The following is a 17,531-nucleotide window of genomic DNA, read 5'->3' as shown; positions in this document are numbered from 1 at the left end:
TGAGGACTTATTTTGATTTCCATATTTTTTCAGGGCATGGCGCTGGGTGCCGCGCTCATTCTCCCGCTGGGGCCGCAAAATGCGTTCGTGATGAATCAGGGCATTCGTCGCCACTACCACCTGATGACCGCCGGACTGTGCACGCTGAGCGATATAGTGCTGATCGGCGCGGGCGTTTTTGGCGGCAGCGCGCTGCTGAGCCAGTCACCGCTGCTGCTGACTGTAGTGACCTGGGGCGGGGTGGCTTTTCTGCTGTGGTACGGCTGGGGGGCTATCCGTACGGCATTCAGCGGCACTGTCGCGCTGGAAAACGCCGGGGCGATGGGCCAGAGCCGCTGGCGCATTTTCGCCACCATGATGGCCGTTACCTGGCTGAACCCGCACGTTTATATCGATACCTTTATGGTGCTGGGCAGCCTTGGCGGGCAGCTTCCCGCAGAGGCGCGCATCTGGTTTGCCGTGGGCGCCGCCGCCGCTTCTCTGCTGTGGTTTTTCGGGCTGGCTTTGCTGGCTTCCTGGCTCTCGCCGCGTCTGCAAACCGTCAGCGCGCAACGCATCATTAACCTGCTGGTGGGGCTGGTCATGTGGGCCATTGCCATGAAGCTGGCGGCCCAGGGGCTGGCTTTCGTTAACTGAGGTTAAGCGCATAAAACGCGGGCAGGCCGCCCGCGCTTTTCACCAGTTCCAGCCGAAGTTCAGTGAACGCCAGATCGGACGGCACGACGTGGCTGCACAGCGAATGACGATTGTTCTTCACCTCTGCCAGCAAAGCATCATCGGCCCACAGCCGATAATGCGTGGTGCAGTGCGCCGTCACGGCAAGCGCATGACCCATCTGTACGCTCTCCATCGCATTATCAAAATCGTTATCAAACATCAGCGTCAGCCTGCGCGGCGACTGCGGTTTCTCCCAGCGCCAGCGGAGCTGCGGATGCGCATCGGCGGCGGCGGGCAGCCAGCCGTTGGTATGCTGTTCCGGGCGCGCGCAGCCGTTCAGCGTGTAGTTGACGTGCCACAGCGCCAGTGGCTTGGCAAATCGCAGCGCGGGCAAAATCTGGTGCGGCTGCCTGCGCGGCAGCCAGAAATCAAACTCGTCAACGCCGTAGTCGCCATCGGCTGTCTGTCGGGTGCGCTTTGCCACGCGGGGATTGACGCTGTTAAAAACGGTCATCACGCCCGGCAGCCGCTGACGGGTGAGCGCCATCTCCACCTGCGGATTGTCCTCAAAGGCGATGAAGAGATAGCGATCGCACTCTGCGCGGTAGTGAATATTTACCGCGTATTCCCCCGCCTGATGCACCGTAATTTCACTCTCTTCCAGCAGCAGATCCGCCGTGGTATTGGCGCTTTTCTCGCTGGTCATTAGCCGGATGCCGATACGCTGGGGCGAGGCGGCACGCAGCGTAAACCACAGCATGGGCAGCGTTTCGCCCGCTTTCAGCGGCAGCAGCAGCGCACAGCGCGCCTCCAGCGCATGCCAGCCTGCGTCCGCCGGCAGCTGAGTGAGCTCAAAAGTGCTGCTGGCAGTCACGCTCGCGCCGCGGGTTGGATCGTCAAGCCGCAGACGGGGAATATGAAAGCCGCTGGCGAGCAGATGTTGTTGAAGCCGGGTGATATTTTCCGGCGATGCCAGCCGTTGCGGCGTCCACCGCTGCTGATGACAGATCGCGGCGGCGCGGCCTGCGACTTCGCCCAGCAGGCCGCAGGTACACATTACGCGGGCGCTGCCGAAGGCCACGTGTGAGGCGGAGATCAGTCTGCCGGTCAGCAGAAGATTATCCAGCGAGCGGCTGTAGAGCGAACGGAAGGGGATGGTGTAAGTGCCTTTGCTGTGAAACTGGCGGCAGCCGTCATGGGTGCTGTAAACGCCATCGGCCGGATGCAAATCGATTGACCAGCCGCCATAAGCAACCGCGTCGTAGTGGTCACGCTGCTCAATGATGTCCTGCTGGCGCAGAATGTAATCGCCAATAAAGCGACGGCTTTCCCGCTTGCCGGGGATCAGGCCGACCCACTCAATGGTAAGGTTCGCGGCGTCAGGAAAGGCACCGGAGTTCTTAATATAGTCCCACACGCCCCAGACAATTTTCCACAACTCCCACTTGATCTCCTCGCTCTCATGAACCGTATCCAGCCGGCCGCCCCATTCGAGCCACCACAGGTCACAGCCGTTCAGCGTTGAGGTGAGCCGCCTGTAGCGCGGAATATCGGTAATGTCTTTCAGGGCGAAAGAGGGCGGAACAAAATCAATCGGGCTGTCGCCTTTTTTAGTGTAGAAGTAAATGGAGTGGCCGAGTTTGTGGCCGAAGCTGTCGCCCGGCGCCATTTTTTCCCCCAGTTCGTCGGCCTCTTCCGCGCCCACGCGGTGCTCGGCTCCGGCCAGGAAGCCCAGCACGCCGTCGCCGGTCGCGTCGCAAAAGTAGTCGGCGTCAACGGTATAGAGAGTCTGGTTGATAGCGTTGAACGCGGTCACCGATTCAATGCGCCGCGCCTGATGTTCAAGCGAGCAAACCGCCGTATTCAGCAACAGTGTTAATCCGCTTTGCGCCTGCGCCATATCCAGCAGCAGCATGTCAAACAGCACCGGGTTGCCCTCTTTGTTGCGAAAGAGATTCTCCTCCATGATTTCGCCCATAATGCCGCCTTCCCGTGCCCAGCGGTTATTATTGCCCATATGCGAGGTGGCGCCGTTGGCCCAAAGACGCACCTCGCTGGAGGCGTTGCCGCCCAGCACCGGGCGATCCTGAATCAGTACCACCGCCAGGCCGTCGCGGGCGGCTGCCAGCGCAGCGCACAATCCGGCAAGCCCGCCGCCCGCCACCACCAGTTGGGCGCGAAGGTGCTGATGCGGAAAAGATCGGGAAGATTCGGCGGTAAATGTCTGCATAATTTTCTTTCCTGAGTAACTCACGATAAAGTTGACGTTTTCACCACAGGACGCGCTATGTCATCTCAACCCAATCAAAGCTTGATCGACGGTATCCGCTGTCTGCAATATCTGGTGTCCAGCAATAAGGCGATTGGCTGTCGCGAACTCGCGCGCAAAATGGGCATGAACAGCACTAAGGTGAATCGTCTGTTGATGACCATGATGTCGGTAGGATTGACCATGCAGGATAAACGGCGGCGCTATCTGCCGGGGCCGGGCATCCATGCTCTTGCGGCGCAGGCGATCCGCGGCTCCTCGCTCTTTTCGCAGGCGCTGCCGCTGCTTGAAAGCCATGCGCCAAAGGACATTGTGGTGGCGATGGGCGTACTCTGGGAAGATCAGGTGATCTACCTTTATCACTCCAAACCCGGTGGGCAGGTCAGCCAGGCGCTGGCCGGGTTTCATATGCTGCCGGCCTGGGAATCGGTTATCGGCATGTCGCTGCTGGCGGCAGAGAGCGATGACGATCTCAGGCTGCGCTTCACCGGGGAGCAGTGGCAGCATATGGCGCCGCTGCTGACGCGACAAAGGGCGGAGGGGCAGCTGGTATGGCTGCACGACGATGGTGAGATATCCATTGCCGAGCCGCTGCGCCACAGCCATGCCGCGCTGGCTTTCGCTCGCATTTATGACGCTGACGACGCAGAAATTGCGCGCCGTCGTCAGCAGCTGGCTTCGCTGGCGGAGCGGCTGATCAGCGTGCAGCTGTGACATTATCGATGCGTCCGACGATGAAGAGATAGCTGCAAATGCCCACGACGGCGAGGAAGGCGATAAAGGTCAGCGCTGGCGCGAAGTTTTGCCCGTCGATCAGCGCGCCAATGGCAATCGGCACCACGATGGACGACAGCGCGCCGGTAAAGTTGAACACGCCGCCCGCCAGGCCAATCAGATGGCGGGGAGCCAGCGTGGTGACAAAGACCCAGGTGATGGTGGCCAGCCCGTTGCCAAAGAACGCCAGCGACATAAAAACGATAATCCACGCAGGGTTATCGGTGTAGTTGGCGCCAAGAATGAACAGGGTCATAAACATGCCGAGGATCACCGGCGTTTTGCGGGCGATGCTGGCGGATACGCCGCGTCGTATCATGCGGTCAGAAACAAAGCCAGCGAGCAGGACGCCGCAAAACGCCGCCAGATAAGGCACCGAGGCGACGTAGCCGCTTTTTATGAAGCTCATATGCCGGTACTCCACCAGATAGGTGGGGAACCACGTCAGGAAAAACCAGAAGGTGGCGGAAATGGTGAACTGTCCCAGATAGATGCCGATAAGCTTACGGTTGCTGAACATCAGCGCCAGATCCTGCCAGCGGAAATGGCGCGCGGCGCTCTCCTGACGGCTTTCCAGTAGCGCGCCGCCATCGCGAATATAGTTCAGCTCGCCGGTGGAGACGCCTTTATGATCCAGCGGCTCACGATACAGCCAGTACCACACTGCCGCCCAGATCATGCCCGCCACGCCGGTGATCAAAAAAAGCCCGCGCCAGCCCCAGGCTTCCTGTACGTGAAAAAGCAGCGGCGTCATGCAGGCCAGTCCGACAAACTGCGCGGAAGAGTAGATGCCGATGGCGGTGGCGCGCTCCTGAACCGGAAACCAGCTGGAAATAACGCGATTATTGGAGGGCATCACCGGTGCTTCAAACGCGCCAACGCCAAGCCGTAACCCCACCAGCGAGGCAAAGCCGCTGGCTAACGCGTGCAGCGCGGTAATCAGTGACCAGATGAACAGCCCCACGCCATAGACTAACCGCGCGCCCAGCTTATCAATCAAAAATCCGCCCGGAATTTGCAGTGCCGCATAAACCCAGCCAAAGGCGGAAAAAATAAGCCCCATTTGTATCGGTGTGAAACGCAGCTCGCCAGCCATTTCCGTCGCGGCCACCGAAAGATTAGTCCGATCCATATAGTTAATAATGATGTTGATAAACACCAGGCTGAGGATCACAAAGCGGGTGCGTCCGGTGCGGGGCGCAGCGGCGGTCAGCGGTTGTTCAGTCATAGTAACCATCTCTGTTTCAGAAAAGGATAATGCGACGTATGTTTCTTTAATAGAAACATATGCCGTTTTTTTGTACCATTTTTATTGCTAAAAAATGTGATCGCCGTGGCGATAAAAATAGGCGCAAGACGAACTTTTAACGGAATAAAAACTCATATCATCAGCGATGCTGTGGGATAATCTGTCGTGTAATTCCCGTTTGCTCCCGCAGACGTCAATGATCATTTTTCCTTCGAGGAGGACAGTCGTGAAAGTAAAAGTGCTGGCTTTAGCCGCTATGATTGGCGCCGCCGTGCTGCCATTTTCAACGCTCGCGGACGAGCTACCCAATGGCCCACACGTGGTCACCTCCGGCCAGTCAAGCGTTGAGGCGACGCCAGATATCGCCACCCTCGCTATTGAAGTCAGCGTATCATCAAAAGATGCCTCGGAAGCCAAAAAACAGGCAGACGATCGCGTTGCGCAATATTTTGATTTTTTGCAAAAAAATGGTATCGAGAAGAAAGATATTAACGCGGCAAATCTGCGGACGCAGCCGGAATATGACTATTTGAAGGACGGTAAATCGGTGCTGAAGGGCTATCGTGCCGTGCGTCAGGTGCAGGTGACGCTGCGTCAACTGGATAAACTCAATGAGCTGCTGGACGGCGCGCTGAAGTCGGGCCTGAATGAGATCCGCTCTGTCGAACTGGGCGTGGCTAACCCCGACCAGTATCGTGATAAGGCGCGTCAGGCGGCAATTGAGAACGCCACGCACCAGGCGGGCGAGCTGGCTAAGGGCTTCAACGCCAAGCTTGGCGCGGTTTACAGCGTGCGTTATCACGTTGCAAACTATCAGCCAATGCCAATGGCGCGGATGTTTAAAGCGGCAGATGCAGTTTCCGCAACCTCCGCCTCACAAACCTATGAGCAGCAGAGCATTCACTTCGACGATCAGGTTGATGTGGTATTCGAGCTTCAGCGTAATCAGTAACTGATTCGCCTCAGGCCGCCTGCGCGGCGGCCTTTTTCCCGCTATCCATCCTGCCGCAAAACGCGATGACCGTGCGCAATCAGCGCATCAGTCACTTTACGCATCAGACGACTCTCCGGCGCAAAGCGGTGCCAGTACAGCATCCGACGCTGAAACAGCCCCGGCGTCAGGTCGATCAGTTCACCTTCCGCCAGTTCGCGCTCAATCTGCAAATGCGGGATCATGCAGCAGGTGGTGCCCTGCCGAGCAAGCTGAACAAAGGCTTCCGACGAATTAACGATATGGCAGGGCACGCTGCCCGGCGACAGATCGAAGTTCTGCTGTAAAAACGCCTGGTGCATGTCATCCAGGTGGTCGAAGGCGACGGCAGGCGCTTTCAGCAGGGCAGAACGGGTTACGCCGTTGGGAAAATAGCGTTCGGCAAAGGGTTTAGAACCGACAAAGAGATAGTCCAGCGCGCCCAGCCGATCCACCAGGCAGCTCGGCAGCGGCTGAGGTTGAATACTGACCGCGCCGACCACTTCGCCCCGACGCAGCCGCTCCTGAGTGCGACTCTCATCTTCTACCTGAAGGTTGAGGCGCACCGGCGAGTCCGTCAGGACGTTTTTCAGGGCGGGCAGCAGCCAGGTGGCCAGACTGTCGGCGTTTACCGCCAGCGACAGCAGCAGCGGCGTGGTGCCGCTTATTTCATCGCCCAGCCACTCCTCTTCAAGCAGTTCAACCTGATGCAGCAACGCCAGCAGTTTTTGCCCCTGTTCCGTCGGTCTCGGCGGCACGGTGCGTACCAGCAACGGCTGACCAAACATATTTTCCAACTGCTTAATGCGCTGTGAAACGGCGGATTGGGTGATACACAGCTTCTGCGCGGCGCGTTCAAAGCCTCTCTCGCGGATCACGGCGTCCAGCGCCTGAAGCGTTCGATAATCCGGGCGTTTCATGGTCAGTTCAACTCTCTGTCTGGTGGTGAATTCGCACTATGCCATATTTTTGTCACTTTGCCCTGTGTAACAACGACTTTATGCGACAGTCGCTTTGTGGGCTGGCTTCCAGAGTATTAATAAAGGGCGGAGTAAAGCAGCGTTTTCGTTTGGGTTTGTTTTATACTAGCGCGCATCAAAGGACAGCACGGATTTTGAACATATTATGACGCAGGATGAACTGAAAAAGGCGGTTGGCTGGGCCGCGCTTAAATACGTACAGCCAGGCACCATCGTTGGTGTAGGCACGGGTTCGACCGCTGCGCACTTTATCGACGCGCTTGGCTCGATCAGGCATCAGATCGACGGCGCCGTTTCCAGCTCTGAGGCCTCCACGCAAAAGCTGAAATCACTGGGCATACCGGTTTTAGACTTAAACGAGGTGGATTCGCTGGCGATCTACGTTGACGGCGCCGACGAGATCAACGGCGCCATGCAGATGATAAAAGGCGGCGGCGCGGCGCTGACGCGGGAAAAAATCATTGCCGCCGTCGCCGACAGGTTCATCTGCATTGCCGATGCGTCTAAACAGGTGGACGTTCTGGGCAAATTTCCGCTGCCGGTTGAGGTGATCCCCATGGCACGCAGTTTCGTCGCGCGTGAGCTGGTAAAGCTGGGCGGCCTGCCGGAATACCGGCAACAGGTGGTGACCGATAACGGCAATATCATTCTGGATGTGCACAATCTCTCGATCCTGGACGCCGTCGCGCTGGAGAAAGCCATTAACGCGCTGCCAGGCGTCGTGACCGTCGGGCTTTTCGCCACGCGCGGCGCAGACATTGCGCTGATCGGCAGCCCGGATGGCGTAAAAACGATAGAACGATAGAACGATAGAAAAACGATCTTATAAAGCGGCGCGGCGGCGCCGCTTTATCTGAAAATATGACATTTATTTTTCAGGCCATATTTAGTGACTTATGTCACATAAACCTGCGCTGAACGTCGATCCCGCTGATGACCGCTGCTGCATCATGATTATCTGTTGAATTGCGCCGGAGCGTTCGTCGGTCGCACTGTGATAACCGTAATCGTTTGTATTGCCGCAGGCGTAAATTTTGTTATTTTGACAGAAGACTGGCTTATGCTCTGAATACATAACGAGCGACTGGTTCCTTCTGAAGTCTTCTAAATAGGGTCGGATAATGGCAAAAGTATCACTGGAGAAAGACAAGATTAAGTTTCTGCTGGTTGAGGGCGTGCATCAGAGCGCAATCGATAACCTGCGCGCATCTGGCTATACCAATATCGAATTCCACAAGGGAGCGCTCGATAGCGAAGCGCTGAAAGCATCCGTCCGCGACGCGCATTTTATCGGCATTCGATCGCGCACCCATTTAACCGAAGAGATCTTCGCGGCGGCTGAAAAACTGGTGGCGGTGGGCTGCTTCTGCATCGGCACCAACCAGGTCGATCTTAACGCGGCAGCCACGCGTGGGATCCCGGTGTTTAATGCCCCTTTTTCCAATACCCGATCCGTTGCCGAACTGGTTATCGGCGAGCTTCTGCTGATGCTGCGTGGCGTACCGGCAGCGAATGCAAAGGCGCACCGCGGCGTCTGGAACAAACTGGCCGTTGGCTCCTACGAGGCGCGCGGTAAAAAGCTTGGCATTATTGGCTATGGCCATATCGGTATGCAGCTTGGCGTGCTGGCCGAAAGCCTGGGCATGCACGTTTTCTTTTACGATATTGAAAACAAGCTGCCGCTTGGCAACGCCACGCAGGTTCGTCATCTCTCCGATCTGTTGAATATGAGCGATATCGTGAGCCTGCACGTGCCGGAAACGCCGTCCACGCAGAATATGATCGGCCCGGAAGAGCTGGCATTGATGAAGCCAGGCGCGATGTTGATCAACGCCTCACGCGGTACGGTGGTGGACATCCCGGCGCTGTGCAAGGTGCTGGCAGACAAGCACCTCTCCGGCGCCGCCATTGACGTTTTCCCGGAAGAGCCTGCCACCAACAGCGATCCGTTTAATTCGCCGCTTTGCGAGTTCGATAACGTTATTCTGACGCCGCACATTGGCGGATCGACGCAGGAGGCACAGGAGAATATCGGTGTTGAAGTCGCTGGCAAGCTGGCGAAATACTCCGACAACGGCTCGACGCTCTCCGCCGTTAATTTCCCGGAAGTTTCCCTGCCGATGCATGGCGACCAGAGCCGCCTGCTGCACATCCATGAGAACCGTCCCGGCGTGCTGACCGCTATCAACAAGATCTTTGCTGAGCAGGGCATCAACATCGCCGCGCAGTACCTGCAAACCACGCCGCAGATGGGTTATGTGGTCATTGATATTGATGCGCCGCATGAGGTTGCCAATACGGCTCTTCAACTGATGAAATTGATCCCCGGCACTATTCGCGCCCGCCTGCTTTACTGATTGCGCAGCGTTGAATAAAAAAAGAGCCGCAGTGCGGCTCTCTTTTTAATGCAAAAATAGTCAGTGCTGTTCGCCAGGCCACTGCCAGATTTTTGATGGCGTAACCAGCGCTGGTAAAGGCACGTCCCACTCCGCTGTTGGCAGCGCCGCTACCTGCTGGCAGTCGTGCGCCAGCCCAACCGGTAGCACGTTATGCTGGCGCCAGTTTTGCAGCGTGCGATCGTAAAAGCCACCACCCATGCCAAGGCGCTGCCCCTGTTCATCAAACGCGACCAGCGGCACCATTATCACGTCCAGCTCCTCAAGCGTCGCCATCCGGCGAATATCCAGTTTCGGTTCAGGAATGCGCAGGCGATTCGGCAACAGCGGCGTGTCGGCTTCGTAGCGGATAAACAGCAGCTGCCCGGCAGAGAAGGGATGGAGCACCGGTAAATAAACCCGTTTGTTTTGCTGCCAGAGCCGTTCGATAAGCGGCCGCGTATTCAGCTCGCCATCAAAAGACAAAAACAGCGCAATGCTGCTGGCCTGCCCGACAGGCGAAAAGCTGAGCGCGCGCCCGGCTGCGCGCTCAGCAGCAATTCGTTGCTGTTCAGGCGTCAGCGCCCGCCGCAAATGGCGAATATGCGTGCGGATATCCTGTCGGTCGTACAGGGTCAGATTCACGGCTTACCACTGATTTGTGAGAATGGGTGCGTATGATTCTGCCACATTGCGCGGTGCGGGTGAAATCCCGGGTATTGAAAGACGCGCTCATCAGCAGGATGCGGGCGCCGGTACAGAACGACCGCATCCTGATGAGCATTTATATTGTTATGAGGAGTGGTAATCCATTGCCCGAAGATCGTCCAGCAGCCGTGGGCCGGTGGGCTGCCAGCCAAGCTGTTGACGTGTCCAGGTACTTGAAGCACGGAGATCCATGACCATAAAACGCGCTAACCAGCCGAAATGCTGCTGGGCCTCTTCAGGAGAGAGGGACACCGCGGGAACGCCCAGCCCTGCGCCAACAACCTCAGCAATATCGCGCGCAGGCACGCCTTCTTCATCAACCGCATGATAACGCGCGCCTTTCTGGCCCTTTTCGAGCACCAGCGCGTAGAGTTTCGCCACATCGAGGACGTGAGCGGCTGACCAGCAGTTAGTGCCCTCGCCAACCCAGGCCGAGCGTCCTTTCTCACGCGTCATTTCTACGAAAGGCGAGATCAGCCCCTGTTTAACCGTATTGTGCACCTGCGGCAGACGAACCGCCTGTACGTTCACGCCTGCTTCAAGCAGCCTGTTGCCTGTCGCTTCTGAAATAATACGTGGATTAGGATGGTTTGCATTGAAGATATCCTCTGTGGCGGGCTGACCCTGTCCGGCATCGCCTATGCCGACGGCAGAGGTAATAATCAGCGGGCGATCTGAGTTTCTCAGTGCCTCTCCCAGCGCCTCAATTACCCGCCCGTCTTTTTCGCAGTTCTCCACGAAGCGGGCGAAGTTGTGATCAAATGCCGTATGGATAACGGCATCAGCGCGGCTGGCGGCGTCGTGTAAGCTTTGTGGATCTTCAAGCGTGCCAAAGAAGGCTTCCGCGCCCGCTGCTTTCAGGGATTGCGCCCCTGCGTCAGAGCGAGTCATACCAATAACCTGGTGTCCGGCGGCCAGTAGTTCAGGAAGGATGTGCGATCCGATAAAACCGGTCGCTCCGGTAAGAAATACGCGCATAAAGTGTCTCCAGTGAAAGGTCACTGGTAGTCTGCCGCAACGGGGTAATTATAAAAGTAGTGTTGTTATCGTAGTATAAAAACTAACAGCTTATCGAAACGAGGCGTCTCAAAGCGATCTCAGTGGCTTCTTTAACGGGAGGCATATCGCAAGCACAGAGAGGGTTTAACCCATCCGGTCGGCGAGAAAACTCTTTACAGAGAGCGTGTGAAGTATTAAGGGAGGGAAAAAGAAGGGAATCTCCGAGATGCCGCCGCAGGCTGTAACCCTTGAACCCTTGGTTCAAGGTGAATGTGCCGTCGCAACCATCAGGTTTCCCGGACGGACCGGGCATACACACAGGTCACAGAGCGCCACACTCTGTTGGTATGAAATATCGGCTCAGGGGACTGGCCCGCTTGCAAACATCTCAGAGAAATTTGTTTCCTTACCGTCACTGTAGCACAGCAGACGCAAAGGTGTTATTCGAACTTCGGACCGCTACGTTCTGTGATACGACCCTGCTCAAGCAGCGCCTGTTCAATGGTCTGTTGCAGCATTCTGATGCGCTGCTCCATGTTGCTGGCGTAATCGCGGGTTTTTGTTTTTTCCTGCGCCAGTTCATGACAGATGTTCAGTGCAGCGATAAAAACTAACTGCTCGGTATTCGTGACTCTAGTGCGAACTTTTAAATCTTGCAACCGCTGATCAAGATCCTCGGCAGCCATCTTCAGCGCATCTTGCTGTTCAGGCGGACAATTTACTCTTAAAGACCGGCCAAAAATTTGAATATCTACGGGTTGTGCAGACATGCCACCATCCTGACTGATTACTGCGCCGCTAATCTCTATACCGCTCAACGGGTTGAGAGGGGCGCCACTATAAACCACGCCTTACAGAAGAAACAACCCCTTTCTGGAATCGTTGAGGCACCTGGTGGTAGCATAACACGAACTCATCCAGCCAACGACGACCAAAACGTATGTCACTATCAAACATCATGCCGGGCTACGACACGCTGGCTTCAGCACTTACGCAGCAGGGCGTCGGCATGACGCCCGCTGAAATGCATGGCCTTATCAGTGGGATGGTTTGCGGCGGCAATAACGACAGCAGCTGGCAAACGCGGGTACACGATCTTACCAACGACGGCATGGCGTTCTCGCAGTCGCTGTCGCGCCCGTTGCAACAGCTCTATCAGGGCATCAATGACACGCTGGAAGACGAGGGCTTTCTGTTCCAGCTGTATCTGCCGGACGACGACGACATCAGCGTGTTCGATCGCGCCGACGCACTGGCCGGCTGGGTAAATCATTTTCTGCTCGGTCTGGGCCTTTCTCAACCTAAGCTTGACAAGGTTACCGGCGAAACCGGCGAAGCGATTGACGACCTGAGAACCATCGCGCAACTGGGCTACGATGAAGAGGAAGATCAGGACGAGCTGGAACAGTCGCTGGAGGAAGTTATCGAGTATGTTCGAGTGGCGGCGCTGCTGTGCCATGACACCTTTACTCGCCAAACGCCAGGGCCAATGGCGCCGGAAACGAAACCGACGCTGCATTAAGACGCCGGATGAATGCATTCAGGAGAAGCAGATGACTCAGCAAGAGTTTGTGCAACGCCGTCAGGCACTGCTGGCGAAAATGGCGCCGGCAAGTGCAGCGGTCATTTTTGCCGCGCCGGAAGCGACCCGCAGCAATGACAGCGAATACCCCTATCGTCAGAACAGCGACTTTTGGTACTTCACCGGTTTTAACGAGCCGGAAGCGGCGCTGCTGCTGATTAAAAGCGATGACTCGCATAACCACAGCGTACTGTTTAACCGTGTACGCGATCCGGCAGCCGAAACCTGGTTTGGCCGTCGTCTGGGACAGGACGCCGCACCGAAAAAGTTATCCGTCGATCGTGCGCTGCCGTGGGATGATATCGCCGAACAACTGCCGCTGTTGCTGAATGGCCTCGACGTGGTTTATCACGCGCAAGGTCTTTACGCCGCTGCCGATACGCTGGTTTTTGACGCGCTGGAGGCGCTTCGTCGCGGCGCGCGTCAGAATCTTACCGCGCCCGCCACGCTGACCGACTGGCGCCCCTGGGTGCACGAAATGCGTCTGTTCAAATCGCCGGAGGAGCAGGCCGTTATGCGTGAGGCCGGACGTATCAGCGCGCTGGCGCATATGCGGGCGATGGAGCGCTGCCGTCCCGGCATGTTCGAATATCAGCTCGAAGGCGAAATTCATCACGTGTTTACCCGGCATGGCGCGCGCTTCCCGGCCTATAACACCATTGTTGGCGCGGGTGAGAACGGCTGCATCCTTCACTATACCGAAAATGAGAGCCAGATGCAGGAAGGTGACTTGGTGCTTATTGATGCCGGCTGCGAATATCAGGGTTATGCGGGCGATATTACCCGCACTTTCCCGGTCAGCGGTAAATTCACTGCGCCGCAGCGCGCAATCTACGACATCGTGCTGGAATCACTGAATACGGCGCTCACGCTGTTCCGCCCCGGCACCAGCATTCGTGAAGTTAACGCGAAGGTTGTTGAGATCATGGTGGGTGGTCTGGTCAGCCTGGGCGTGCTGAAAGGTGAGGTGGACGAACTCGTTGCCGCGCAGGCGCACCGCCAGTTTTTTATGCATGGACTGAGCCACTGGCTTGGGCTGGACGTGCATGACGTTGGCCGCTACGGCAACGATCGCGATCGCCCGCTGGAGCCTGGTATGGTGATAACCGTTGAACCGGGGCTTTACATTGCGCCGGATGCCGACGTGCCCGTTGAGTATCGCGGCATCGGCATTCGTATTGAAGACGACATCATTATTACCGCCGAGGGTAATGAGAACCTGACCGACAGCGTGGTGAAGGATGCGGATGAAATCGAAGCACTGATGGCGGCGGCGCGATGAGCATCATTATTGCAGGCGGAGGCATGGCGGGGGCCACGCTGGCACTGGCCATCTCCCACCTCACGCAGGGGCAGCTTGCGGTGACGCTGGTGGAAGCCAGCGAACCGGAAACCCGCACGCATCCCGGTTACGACGGCCGGGCCATTGCGCTGGCGGAAGGTACCTGCCGTCAACTTGCGGCAATTAATCTCTGGCCAGCGCTGAAATTATGCGCAACAGCCATTACGCACGTTCACGTCAGCGATCGCGGCCATGCCGGCTTTGTCTCTCTCAACGCCGCCGACTACCACATTCCGGCGCTCGGTCAGGTAGTGGAGCTGCACGACATCGGGCAGCGCCTCTACGCGTTGTTGAAAAAAGCGCCAGGCGTGCGGCTGTGCTGCCCGGCAAAAGTGGCGACGGTAGATCGTCAGCAGGCCAGCGTCAGCGTGACGCTGGATACCGGCGAAACGCTTGAAGGCAGGCTGCTGGTGGCGGCAGACGGCTCCCATTCTGACGTTGCCCGCGCCTGTGGCGTTCAGTGGCAGAAAAACGATTATCAGCAGGTGGCCGTTATTGCGAATGTTTCCTCGCAGCAGCCGCATCGGGGAAGAGCATGGGAGCGCTTTACCGAACACGGCCCGCTGGCGCTGTTGCCGATGTCGGCAGGACGCAGTTCGCTGGTGTGGTGTCATCCGCTGGCTGATAAAGCGCAGGTCGATGGATGGAGCGATACACACTTTCTCTCTGAACTTCAGCGCGCCTTTGGCTGGCGGCTCGGCCGCTTTACCCAGGTGGGTCAGCGGCAAAGCTATCCTCTTCAGCTTCAGGCTGCCGCGCACCATGTCTCTCATCGACTGGCGCTGGTGGGGAATGCGGCGCAAACGCTGCATCCTATCGCCGGACAGGGCTTTAACCTCGGGCTGCGCGATGTGATGACGCTGGCGGAAACGCTCGCCGCCGCCTGGCGCGCTGGACAGGACGCGGGAAGCTTTACGGTGCTGCACCAGTACCAGCAGCGTCGCCAGCCGGATGCCGAAACCACCATCGGCATTACCGATACGCTGGTCAGAATTTTTGCCAATCGTTACACGCCGCTGGTGGCAGGGCGTAATCTTGGGTTGCTGGCAATGGATTCCATCCCGCTGGTGCGAAATTTGCTGGCCGAGCGCACGTTAGGCTGGGTTGAGCGTTAAGGAGAGCTGAAATGCAAACTTATGATGTCATTATTGCCGGTGGTGGGATGGTCGGCCTCGCGGTTGCCTGTGGTCTGCAAGGCAGCGGATTGAAGATTGCCGTGCTGGAGCGCGAGGCGCCGGTCGCCACTGCCGCTGATGCGCCGCATGCGCTGCGGGTTTCTGCAATAAATGCCGCCAGCGAACGGCTTCTCCAGCATCTTGACGTCTGGACGCAGATTCTGGCCGTGCGGGCGAGCGCTTATCACGGCATGGAAGTATGGGATAAAGACAGCTTTGGCCGCATTGAATTTGACCAACGGCAGCAAAGCCTGGCGCACCTGGGCCACATCATTGAAAACGCAGTGATCCATCAGGCGCTGTGGGATCGGGCCAGCGGACTGAGCGACGTCACGCTGGTGTCACCCGCCGAGCTTCAACAGGTGGCGTTTGGCGATAACGAAGCATTCGTTACCCTCGCAGACGGTACGATGATGAGCGCCAGATTACTGGTTGGTGCTGACGGCGCTCACTCATGGCTGCGCAACAAGGCCGACATTCCTCTGGCTTTCTGGGACTACGGGCACCACGCGCTGGTAGCGAACATTCGTTGCGAGCAGCCGCACGAGGCGGTGGCGCGGCAGGTTTTCCACGGCGAAGGGATACTGGCATTCCTGCCGCTCAGCGATCCGCACCTCTGCTCAATCGTCTGGTCTCTTTCGCCGCAGGAGGCATCGCGGCTACAGTCAATGCCAGAAGCATTGTTTAATCAGCAGCTCTCGGTGGCGTTCGATCTGCGGCTCGGCCTGTGCCGGGTGGAAGGCGAGCGAAAAACCTTTCCGCTGATGGGGCGCTATGCACGCAGCTTTGCTGCCCATCGCCTGGCGCTGGTGGGCGATGCGGCACATACCATTCATCCGCTGGCGGGACAGGGCGTAAACCTGGGTTTTATGGATGCTGCCGGGCTGATTGGCGAAATTCGTCGTTTGCATCAGCAGGGCAAAGACATTGGGGAGCATCTCAATCTGCGCCGTTACGAACGCAGCCGCAAGCACAGTGCGGCAATGATGCTGGCATGCATGCAGGGTTTCCGTGAGCTGTTCAACGGCAATCATCCGGCGAAAAAGCTGCTGCGCGATGTGGGCTTGAGCCTGGCGGACAAGCTCCCCGGCGTGAAGCCGCGCCTGCTTAAGCAGGCGATGGGCCTGAACGATATGCCCGAGTGGCTGCGCTGAGACGTTACAACAGCGCGTTGAGATCCATATTGCGTAAATCCTGATTGAATTGCTGCAAGTCCTTCAGGCTGGCATTCTGGATCTCATGATTATTCTCTTTCAGCGTGGCCACGAGCTTTTGCTGAAATCCATCAAGCTGTTGAGGATCAAGGTAGCGCGCTCTAAGATTATCATTCCTTTTTTCCCTCGGCGTGGGATTAATTCTGATCAGCGTGTCTGCCGGGATCTTCACGCCTTTTGCCATGCAAGTGAGGCTCAGGGTGGCTAAATCCTGCAAATTACACAGTTCAATTTCTTTCAGCTTTCCACCTTTCGCTGAGCCGCCGAGTGGATGATTCTCAGTTTGGTAGCTGAAATTTCTTACGCCATTGCCGCGCGTCAGCACAGGTACGGTGTGATTTTTTAAGTCGTCGATTTTACCGAAACCAAACACCATCGGCACAATTTTGCCGTTATTGACCATGCCTAACAACGGCGCCTTTCCGTCTTCAAGCTACTGCTGGAGCGTTTTATTTGCCTGTGCAACCAATTGTTTTAACGCGTCGCCGCTTATGGTGTGCAGGCTTCGTCCGTTCAGCTTAAAATCAAGAGATTCCGGGAACTTCATCAGTTCCGCTTTACTTTCAAATGGTTCAGCATCGATTTTTTTTGGATCGTCGCTGCGGAATTCTTTCAGGAAATTTTGCAACTACAGCGTCGCGCTTTGCTCCATCGTGTGCCCTTCTTCCATTTCTACTATGTCAGCATCGCCAGTGGCGTTAAGCGCTTTGCCGCTGGCAAAATGATGGTCAAGCGCCTGCGTCATTCGATGCTGAAAAGCGCGCGAATAAGGACTGCTGCTATGAATACCTTTCCCTTCTGAATAGTCGCGCGCTTTACTTCTCAGGTCTTTGCGGGTGGTGAGATCGTCAGTTTTACCCTGGGTGCGATCGGAGAAAAAAACCTGCCCTTCAAGAGAAGCCCAGCCGCCTTTCGTATCATTTACGCCGCCTTTCAGTTCGCCGGAAGCGAGGATCTCAAAGCCCCAGGGTGAACCGTGCAGCGCTTCGGGCTTGGTATAACCTTTTGGCGCCGTAGGATTTTGTGAAGCGAGCAGGGCGCTGTGCATGTTCTCGCGAAGCTGTTGATCGATAGAGCGGCGGCGCGCCAGCAAATCGACAGGCTACTGCAACTCTTCATCCAGATGATGGGCTTTATGACCTTCGGATCGTAGCTGGCGAATTTTTCCAACGTCATGCTCTTTCACTGCCTCATGCAGCGCCAGATTATGCGGCGAGGATTTGATCTGCATTTTTTA

Annotated in this window: 18 protein-coding genes and 1 other RNA gene; 9 read left to right on the top strand and 10 right to left on the bottom strand. The window is 57.0% G+C overall.

Going from position 1 to position 17,531, the window contains the following annotated elements:
• Nucleotides 1–12 precede the first annotated feature (12 nt).
• Complete coding sequence (gene argO / locus GS12_RS05445) at nucleotides 13–636, top strand: arginine exporter ArgO (RefSeq protein WP_034916809.1); 624 nt, start codon at nucleotides 13–15, stop codon at nucleotides 634–636.
• Here argO and GS12_RS05440 read toward each other — a convergent pair.
• A complete protein-coding gene (locus GS12_RS05440; protein ID WP_034944645.1) occupies nucleotides 629–2,887 on the bottom strand; it encodes an FAD-dependent oxidoreductase in 2,259 nt (752 codons plus the stop codon). The two genes, argO and GS12_RS05440, sit on opposite strands and share 8 nt — an antisense overlap.
• Before the next feature lie 57 nt (nucleotides 2,888–2,944).
• Here GS12_RS05440 and GS12_RS05435 point away from each other — a divergent pair, with 57 nt between their 5' ends.
• Complete coding sequence (locus tag GS12_RS05435; protein WP_034944643.1) at nucleotides 2,945–3,640, top strand: IclR family transcriptional regulator domain-containing protein; 696 nt, start codon at nucleotides 2,945–2,947, stop codon at nucleotides 3,638–3,640.
• Here GS12_RS05435 and GS12_RS05430 read toward each other — a convergent pair.
• Nucleotides 3,624–4,928, bottom strand: a complete 1,305-nt coding sequence (locus tag GS12_RS05430) for an MFS transporter (RefSeq protein ID WP_051937200.1) — start codon at nucleotides 4,926–4,928, stop codon at nucleotides 3,624–3,626. The two genes, GS12_RS05435 and GS12_RS05430, sit on opposite strands and share 17 nt — an antisense overlap.
• A 247-nt stretch (nucleotides 4,929–5,175) precedes the next feature.
• Here GS12_RS05430 and GS12_RS05425 point away from each other — a divergent pair, with 247 nt between their 5' ends.
• Entirely contained in the window at nucleotides 5,176–5,901 is a 726-nt protein-coding gene (locus GS12_RS05425; protein ID WP_034916803.1) for an oxidative stress defense protein, read from the top strand.
• A 41-nt stretch (nucleotides 5,902–5,942) separates the two neighbouring features.
• Here the strand turns inward: GS12_RS05425 and GS12_RS05420 are convergent, their stop codons facing one another.
• Nucleotides 5,943–6,839, bottom strand: a complete 897-nt coding sequence (locus GS12_RS05420) for a LysR family transcriptional regulator ArgP (RefSeq protein ID WP_034916802.1) — start codon at nucleotides 6,837–6,839, stop codon at nucleotides 5,943–5,945.
• 205 nt (nucleotides 6,840–7,044) lie between these two features.
• Here GS12_RS05420 and rpiA point away from each other — a divergent pair, with 205 nt between their 5' ends.
• Nucleotides 7,045–7,704, top strand: a complete 660-nt coding sequence (rpiA, locus tag GS12_RS05415; protein WP_034944641.1) for a ribose-5-phosphate isomerase RpiA — start codon at nucleotides 7,045–7,047, stop codon at nucleotides 7,702–7,704.
• Nucleotides 7,705–8,020: 316 nt separating this feature from the next.
• A complete protein-coding gene (gene serA, locus GS12_RS05410) occupies nucleotides 8,021–9,256 on the top strand; it encodes a phosphoglycerate dehydrogenase (protein WP_034944638.1) in 1,236 nt (411 codons plus the stop codon).
• Between the two features lie 60 nt (nucleotides 9,257–9,316).
• On the opposite strand, the gene GS12_RS05405 is transcribed toward serA, so the two are convergent.
• From GS12_RS05405 to zapA, 4 genes are all read right to left on the bottom strand, one after another.
• On the bottom strand, nucleotides 9,317–9,919 hold the full coding sequence (locus GS12_RS05405) for a 5-formyltetrahydrofolate cyclo-ligase (protein ID WP_034944635.1): 603 nt from the start codon (nucleotides 9,917–9,919) through the stop codon (nucleotides 9,317–9,319).
• A gap of 147 nt (nucleotides 9,920–10,066) precedes the next feature.
• Nucleotides 10,067–10,960 carry an SDR family oxidoreductase gene (locus GS12_RS05400; RefSeq protein WP_034944632.1) on the bottom strand — a complete coding sequence of 298 codons (894 nt, stop codon included), beginning with the start codon at nucleotides 10,958–10,960 and terminating at the stop codon, nucleotides 10,067–10,069.
• 235 nt (nucleotides 10,961–11,195) lie between these two features.
• Nucleotides 11,196–11,379, bottom strand: a non-coding RNA gene (gene ssrS / locus GS12_RS23205) — 6S RNA.
• 42 nt (nucleotides 11,380–11,421) lie between these two features.
• Nucleotides 11,422–11,751 (bottom strand): cell division protein ZapA, encoded by a 330-nt coding sequence (gene zapA / locus GS12_RS05395; RefSeq protein ID WP_034916792.1) that lies wholly within the window; start codon nucleotides 11,749–11,751, stop codon nucleotides 11,422–11,424.
• 170 nt (nucleotides 11,752–11,921) lie between these two features.
• Here zapA and GS12_RS05390 point away from each other — a divergent pair, with 170 nt between their 5' ends.
• Genes GS12_RS05390 through ubiI form a run of 4 tightly spaced genes read left to right on the top strand, consistent with a single transcriptional unit; the run spans nucleotide 11,922 to nucleotide 16,234 of the window.
• The gene (locus GS12_RS05390) at nucleotides 11,922–12,503 is read left to right on the top strand and encodes a YecA/YgfB family protein (RefSeq protein ID WP_034944629.1); all 582 of its coding nucleotides are present in this window, start codon (nucleotides 11,922–11,924) and stop codon (nucleotides 12,501–12,503) included.
• A gap of 31 nt (nucleotides 12,504–12,534) precedes the next feature.
• Entirely contained in the window at nucleotides 12,535–13,845 is a 1,311-nt protein-coding gene (pepP, locus tag GS12_RS05385; RefSeq protein ID WP_034944626.1) for a Xaa-Pro aminopeptidase, read from the top strand.
• Nucleotides 13,842–15,020, top strand: coding sequence for a 2-octaprenyl-6-methoxyphenyl hydroxylase (gene ubiH, locus GS12_RS05380; protein WP_034944623.1), 1,179 nt, complete (start codon nucleotides 13,842–13,844; stop codon nucleotides 15,018–15,020). The genes pepP and ubiH overlap by 4 nt, the downstream gene beginning before the upstream one ends.
• An 11-nt stretch (nucleotides 15,021–15,031) precedes the next feature.
• Nucleotides 15,032–16,234, top strand: a complete 1,203-nt coding sequence (ubiI, locus tag GS12_RS05375; protein ID WP_034944620.1) for an FAD-dependent 2-octaprenylphenol hydroxylase — start codon at nucleotides 15,032–15,034, stop codon at nucleotides 16,232–16,234.
• A 4-nt stretch (nucleotides 16,235–16,238) separates the two neighbouring features.
• On the opposite strand, the gene GS12_RS22940 is transcribed toward ubiI, so the two are convergent.
• From GS12_RS22940 to GS12_RS25110, 3 genes are all read right to left on the bottom strand, one after another.
• Nucleotides 16,239–16,676, bottom strand: coding sequence for a hypothetical protein (locus GS12_RS22940; protein ID WP_152601357.1), 438 nt, complete (start codon nucleotides 16,674–16,676; stop codon nucleotides 16,239–16,241).
• Between the two features lie 246 nt (nucleotides 16,677–16,922).
• Nucleotides 16,923–17,387 (bottom strand): hypothetical protein, encoded by a 465-nt coding sequence (locus GS12_RS22930; protein WP_052118359.1) that lies wholly within the window; start codon nucleotides 17,385–17,387, stop codon nucleotides 16,923–16,925.
• 9 nt (nucleotides 17,388–17,396) lie between these two features.
• Nucleotides 17,397–17,525 (bottom strand): hypothetical protein, encoded by a 129-nt coding sequence (locus tag GS12_RS25110; protein WP_268747350.1) that lies wholly within the window; start codon nucleotides 17,523–17,525, stop codon nucleotides 17,397–17,399.
• Nucleotides 17,526–17,531 lie beyond the last annotated feature (6 nt).

Origin of the sequence: Erwinia oleae, assembly GCF_000770305.1 — a bacterium.
Taxonomy (GTDB): domain Bacteria; phylum Pseudomonadota; class Gammaproteobacteria; order Enterobacterales; family Enterobacteriaceae; genus Erwinia; species Erwinia oleae.
The sequence above is the reverse complement of the archived record's forward strand: the minus strand, read 5'-3'. Positions and strand labels throughout refer to the sequence as shown.

Excerpts from the sequence above, each read along its gene's own strand:
- GS12_RS05440 (WP_034944645.1), bottom strand. The coding sequence starts at position 2,887 with ATGCAGACATTTACCGCCGAATCTTCCCGATCTTTTCCGCATCAGCAC.
- GS12_RS05435 (WP_034944643.1), top strand. The coding sequence starts at position 2,945 with ATGTCATCTCAACCCAATCAAAGCTTGATCGACGGTATCCGCTGTCTG.
- GS12_RS05430 (WP_051937200.1), bottom strand. The coding sequence starts at position 4,928 with ATGACTGAACAACCGCTGACCGCCGCTGCGCCCCGCACCGGACGCACC.
- GS12_RS05420 (WP_034916802.1), bottom strand. The coding sequence starts at position 6,839 with ATGAAACGCCCGGATTATCGAACGCTTCAGGCGCTGGACGCCGTGATC.
- rpiA (WP_034944641.1), top strand. The coding sequence starts at position 7,045 with ATGACGCAGGATGAACTGAAAAAGGCGGTTGGCTGGGCCGCGCTTAAA.
- serA (WP_034944638.1), top strand. The coding sequence starts at position 8,021 with ATGGCAAAAGTATCACTGGAGAAAGACAAGATTAAGTTTCTGCTGGTT.
- GS12_RS05400 (WP_034944632.1), bottom strand. The coding sequence starts at position 10,960 with ATGCGCGTATTTCTTACCGGAGCGACCGGTTTTATCGGATCGCACATC.
- zapA (WP_034916792.1), bottom strand. The coding sequence starts at position 11,751 with ATGTCTGCACAACCCGTAGATATTCAAATTTTTGGCCGGTCTTTAAGA.
- GS12_RS05390 (WP_034944629.1), top strand. The coding sequence starts at position 11,922 with ATGTCACTATCAAACATCATGCCGGGCTACGACACGCTGGCTTCAGCA.
- pepP (WP_034944626.1), top strand. The coding sequence starts at position 12,535 with ATGACTCAGCAAGAGTTTGTGCAACGCCGTCAGGCACTGCTGGCGAAA.
- ubiH (WP_034944623.1), top strand. The coding sequence starts at position 13,842 with ATGAGCATCATTATTGCAGGCGGAGGCATGGCGGGGGCCACGCTGGCA.
- ubiI (WP_034944620.1), top strand. The coding sequence starts at position 15,032 with ATGCAAACTTATGATGTCATTATTGCCGGTGGTGGGATGGTCGGCCTC.
- GS12_RS25110 (WP_268747350.1), bottom strand. The coding sequence starts at position 17,525 with ATGCAGATCAAATCCTCGCCGCATAATCTGGCGCTGCATGAGGCAGTG.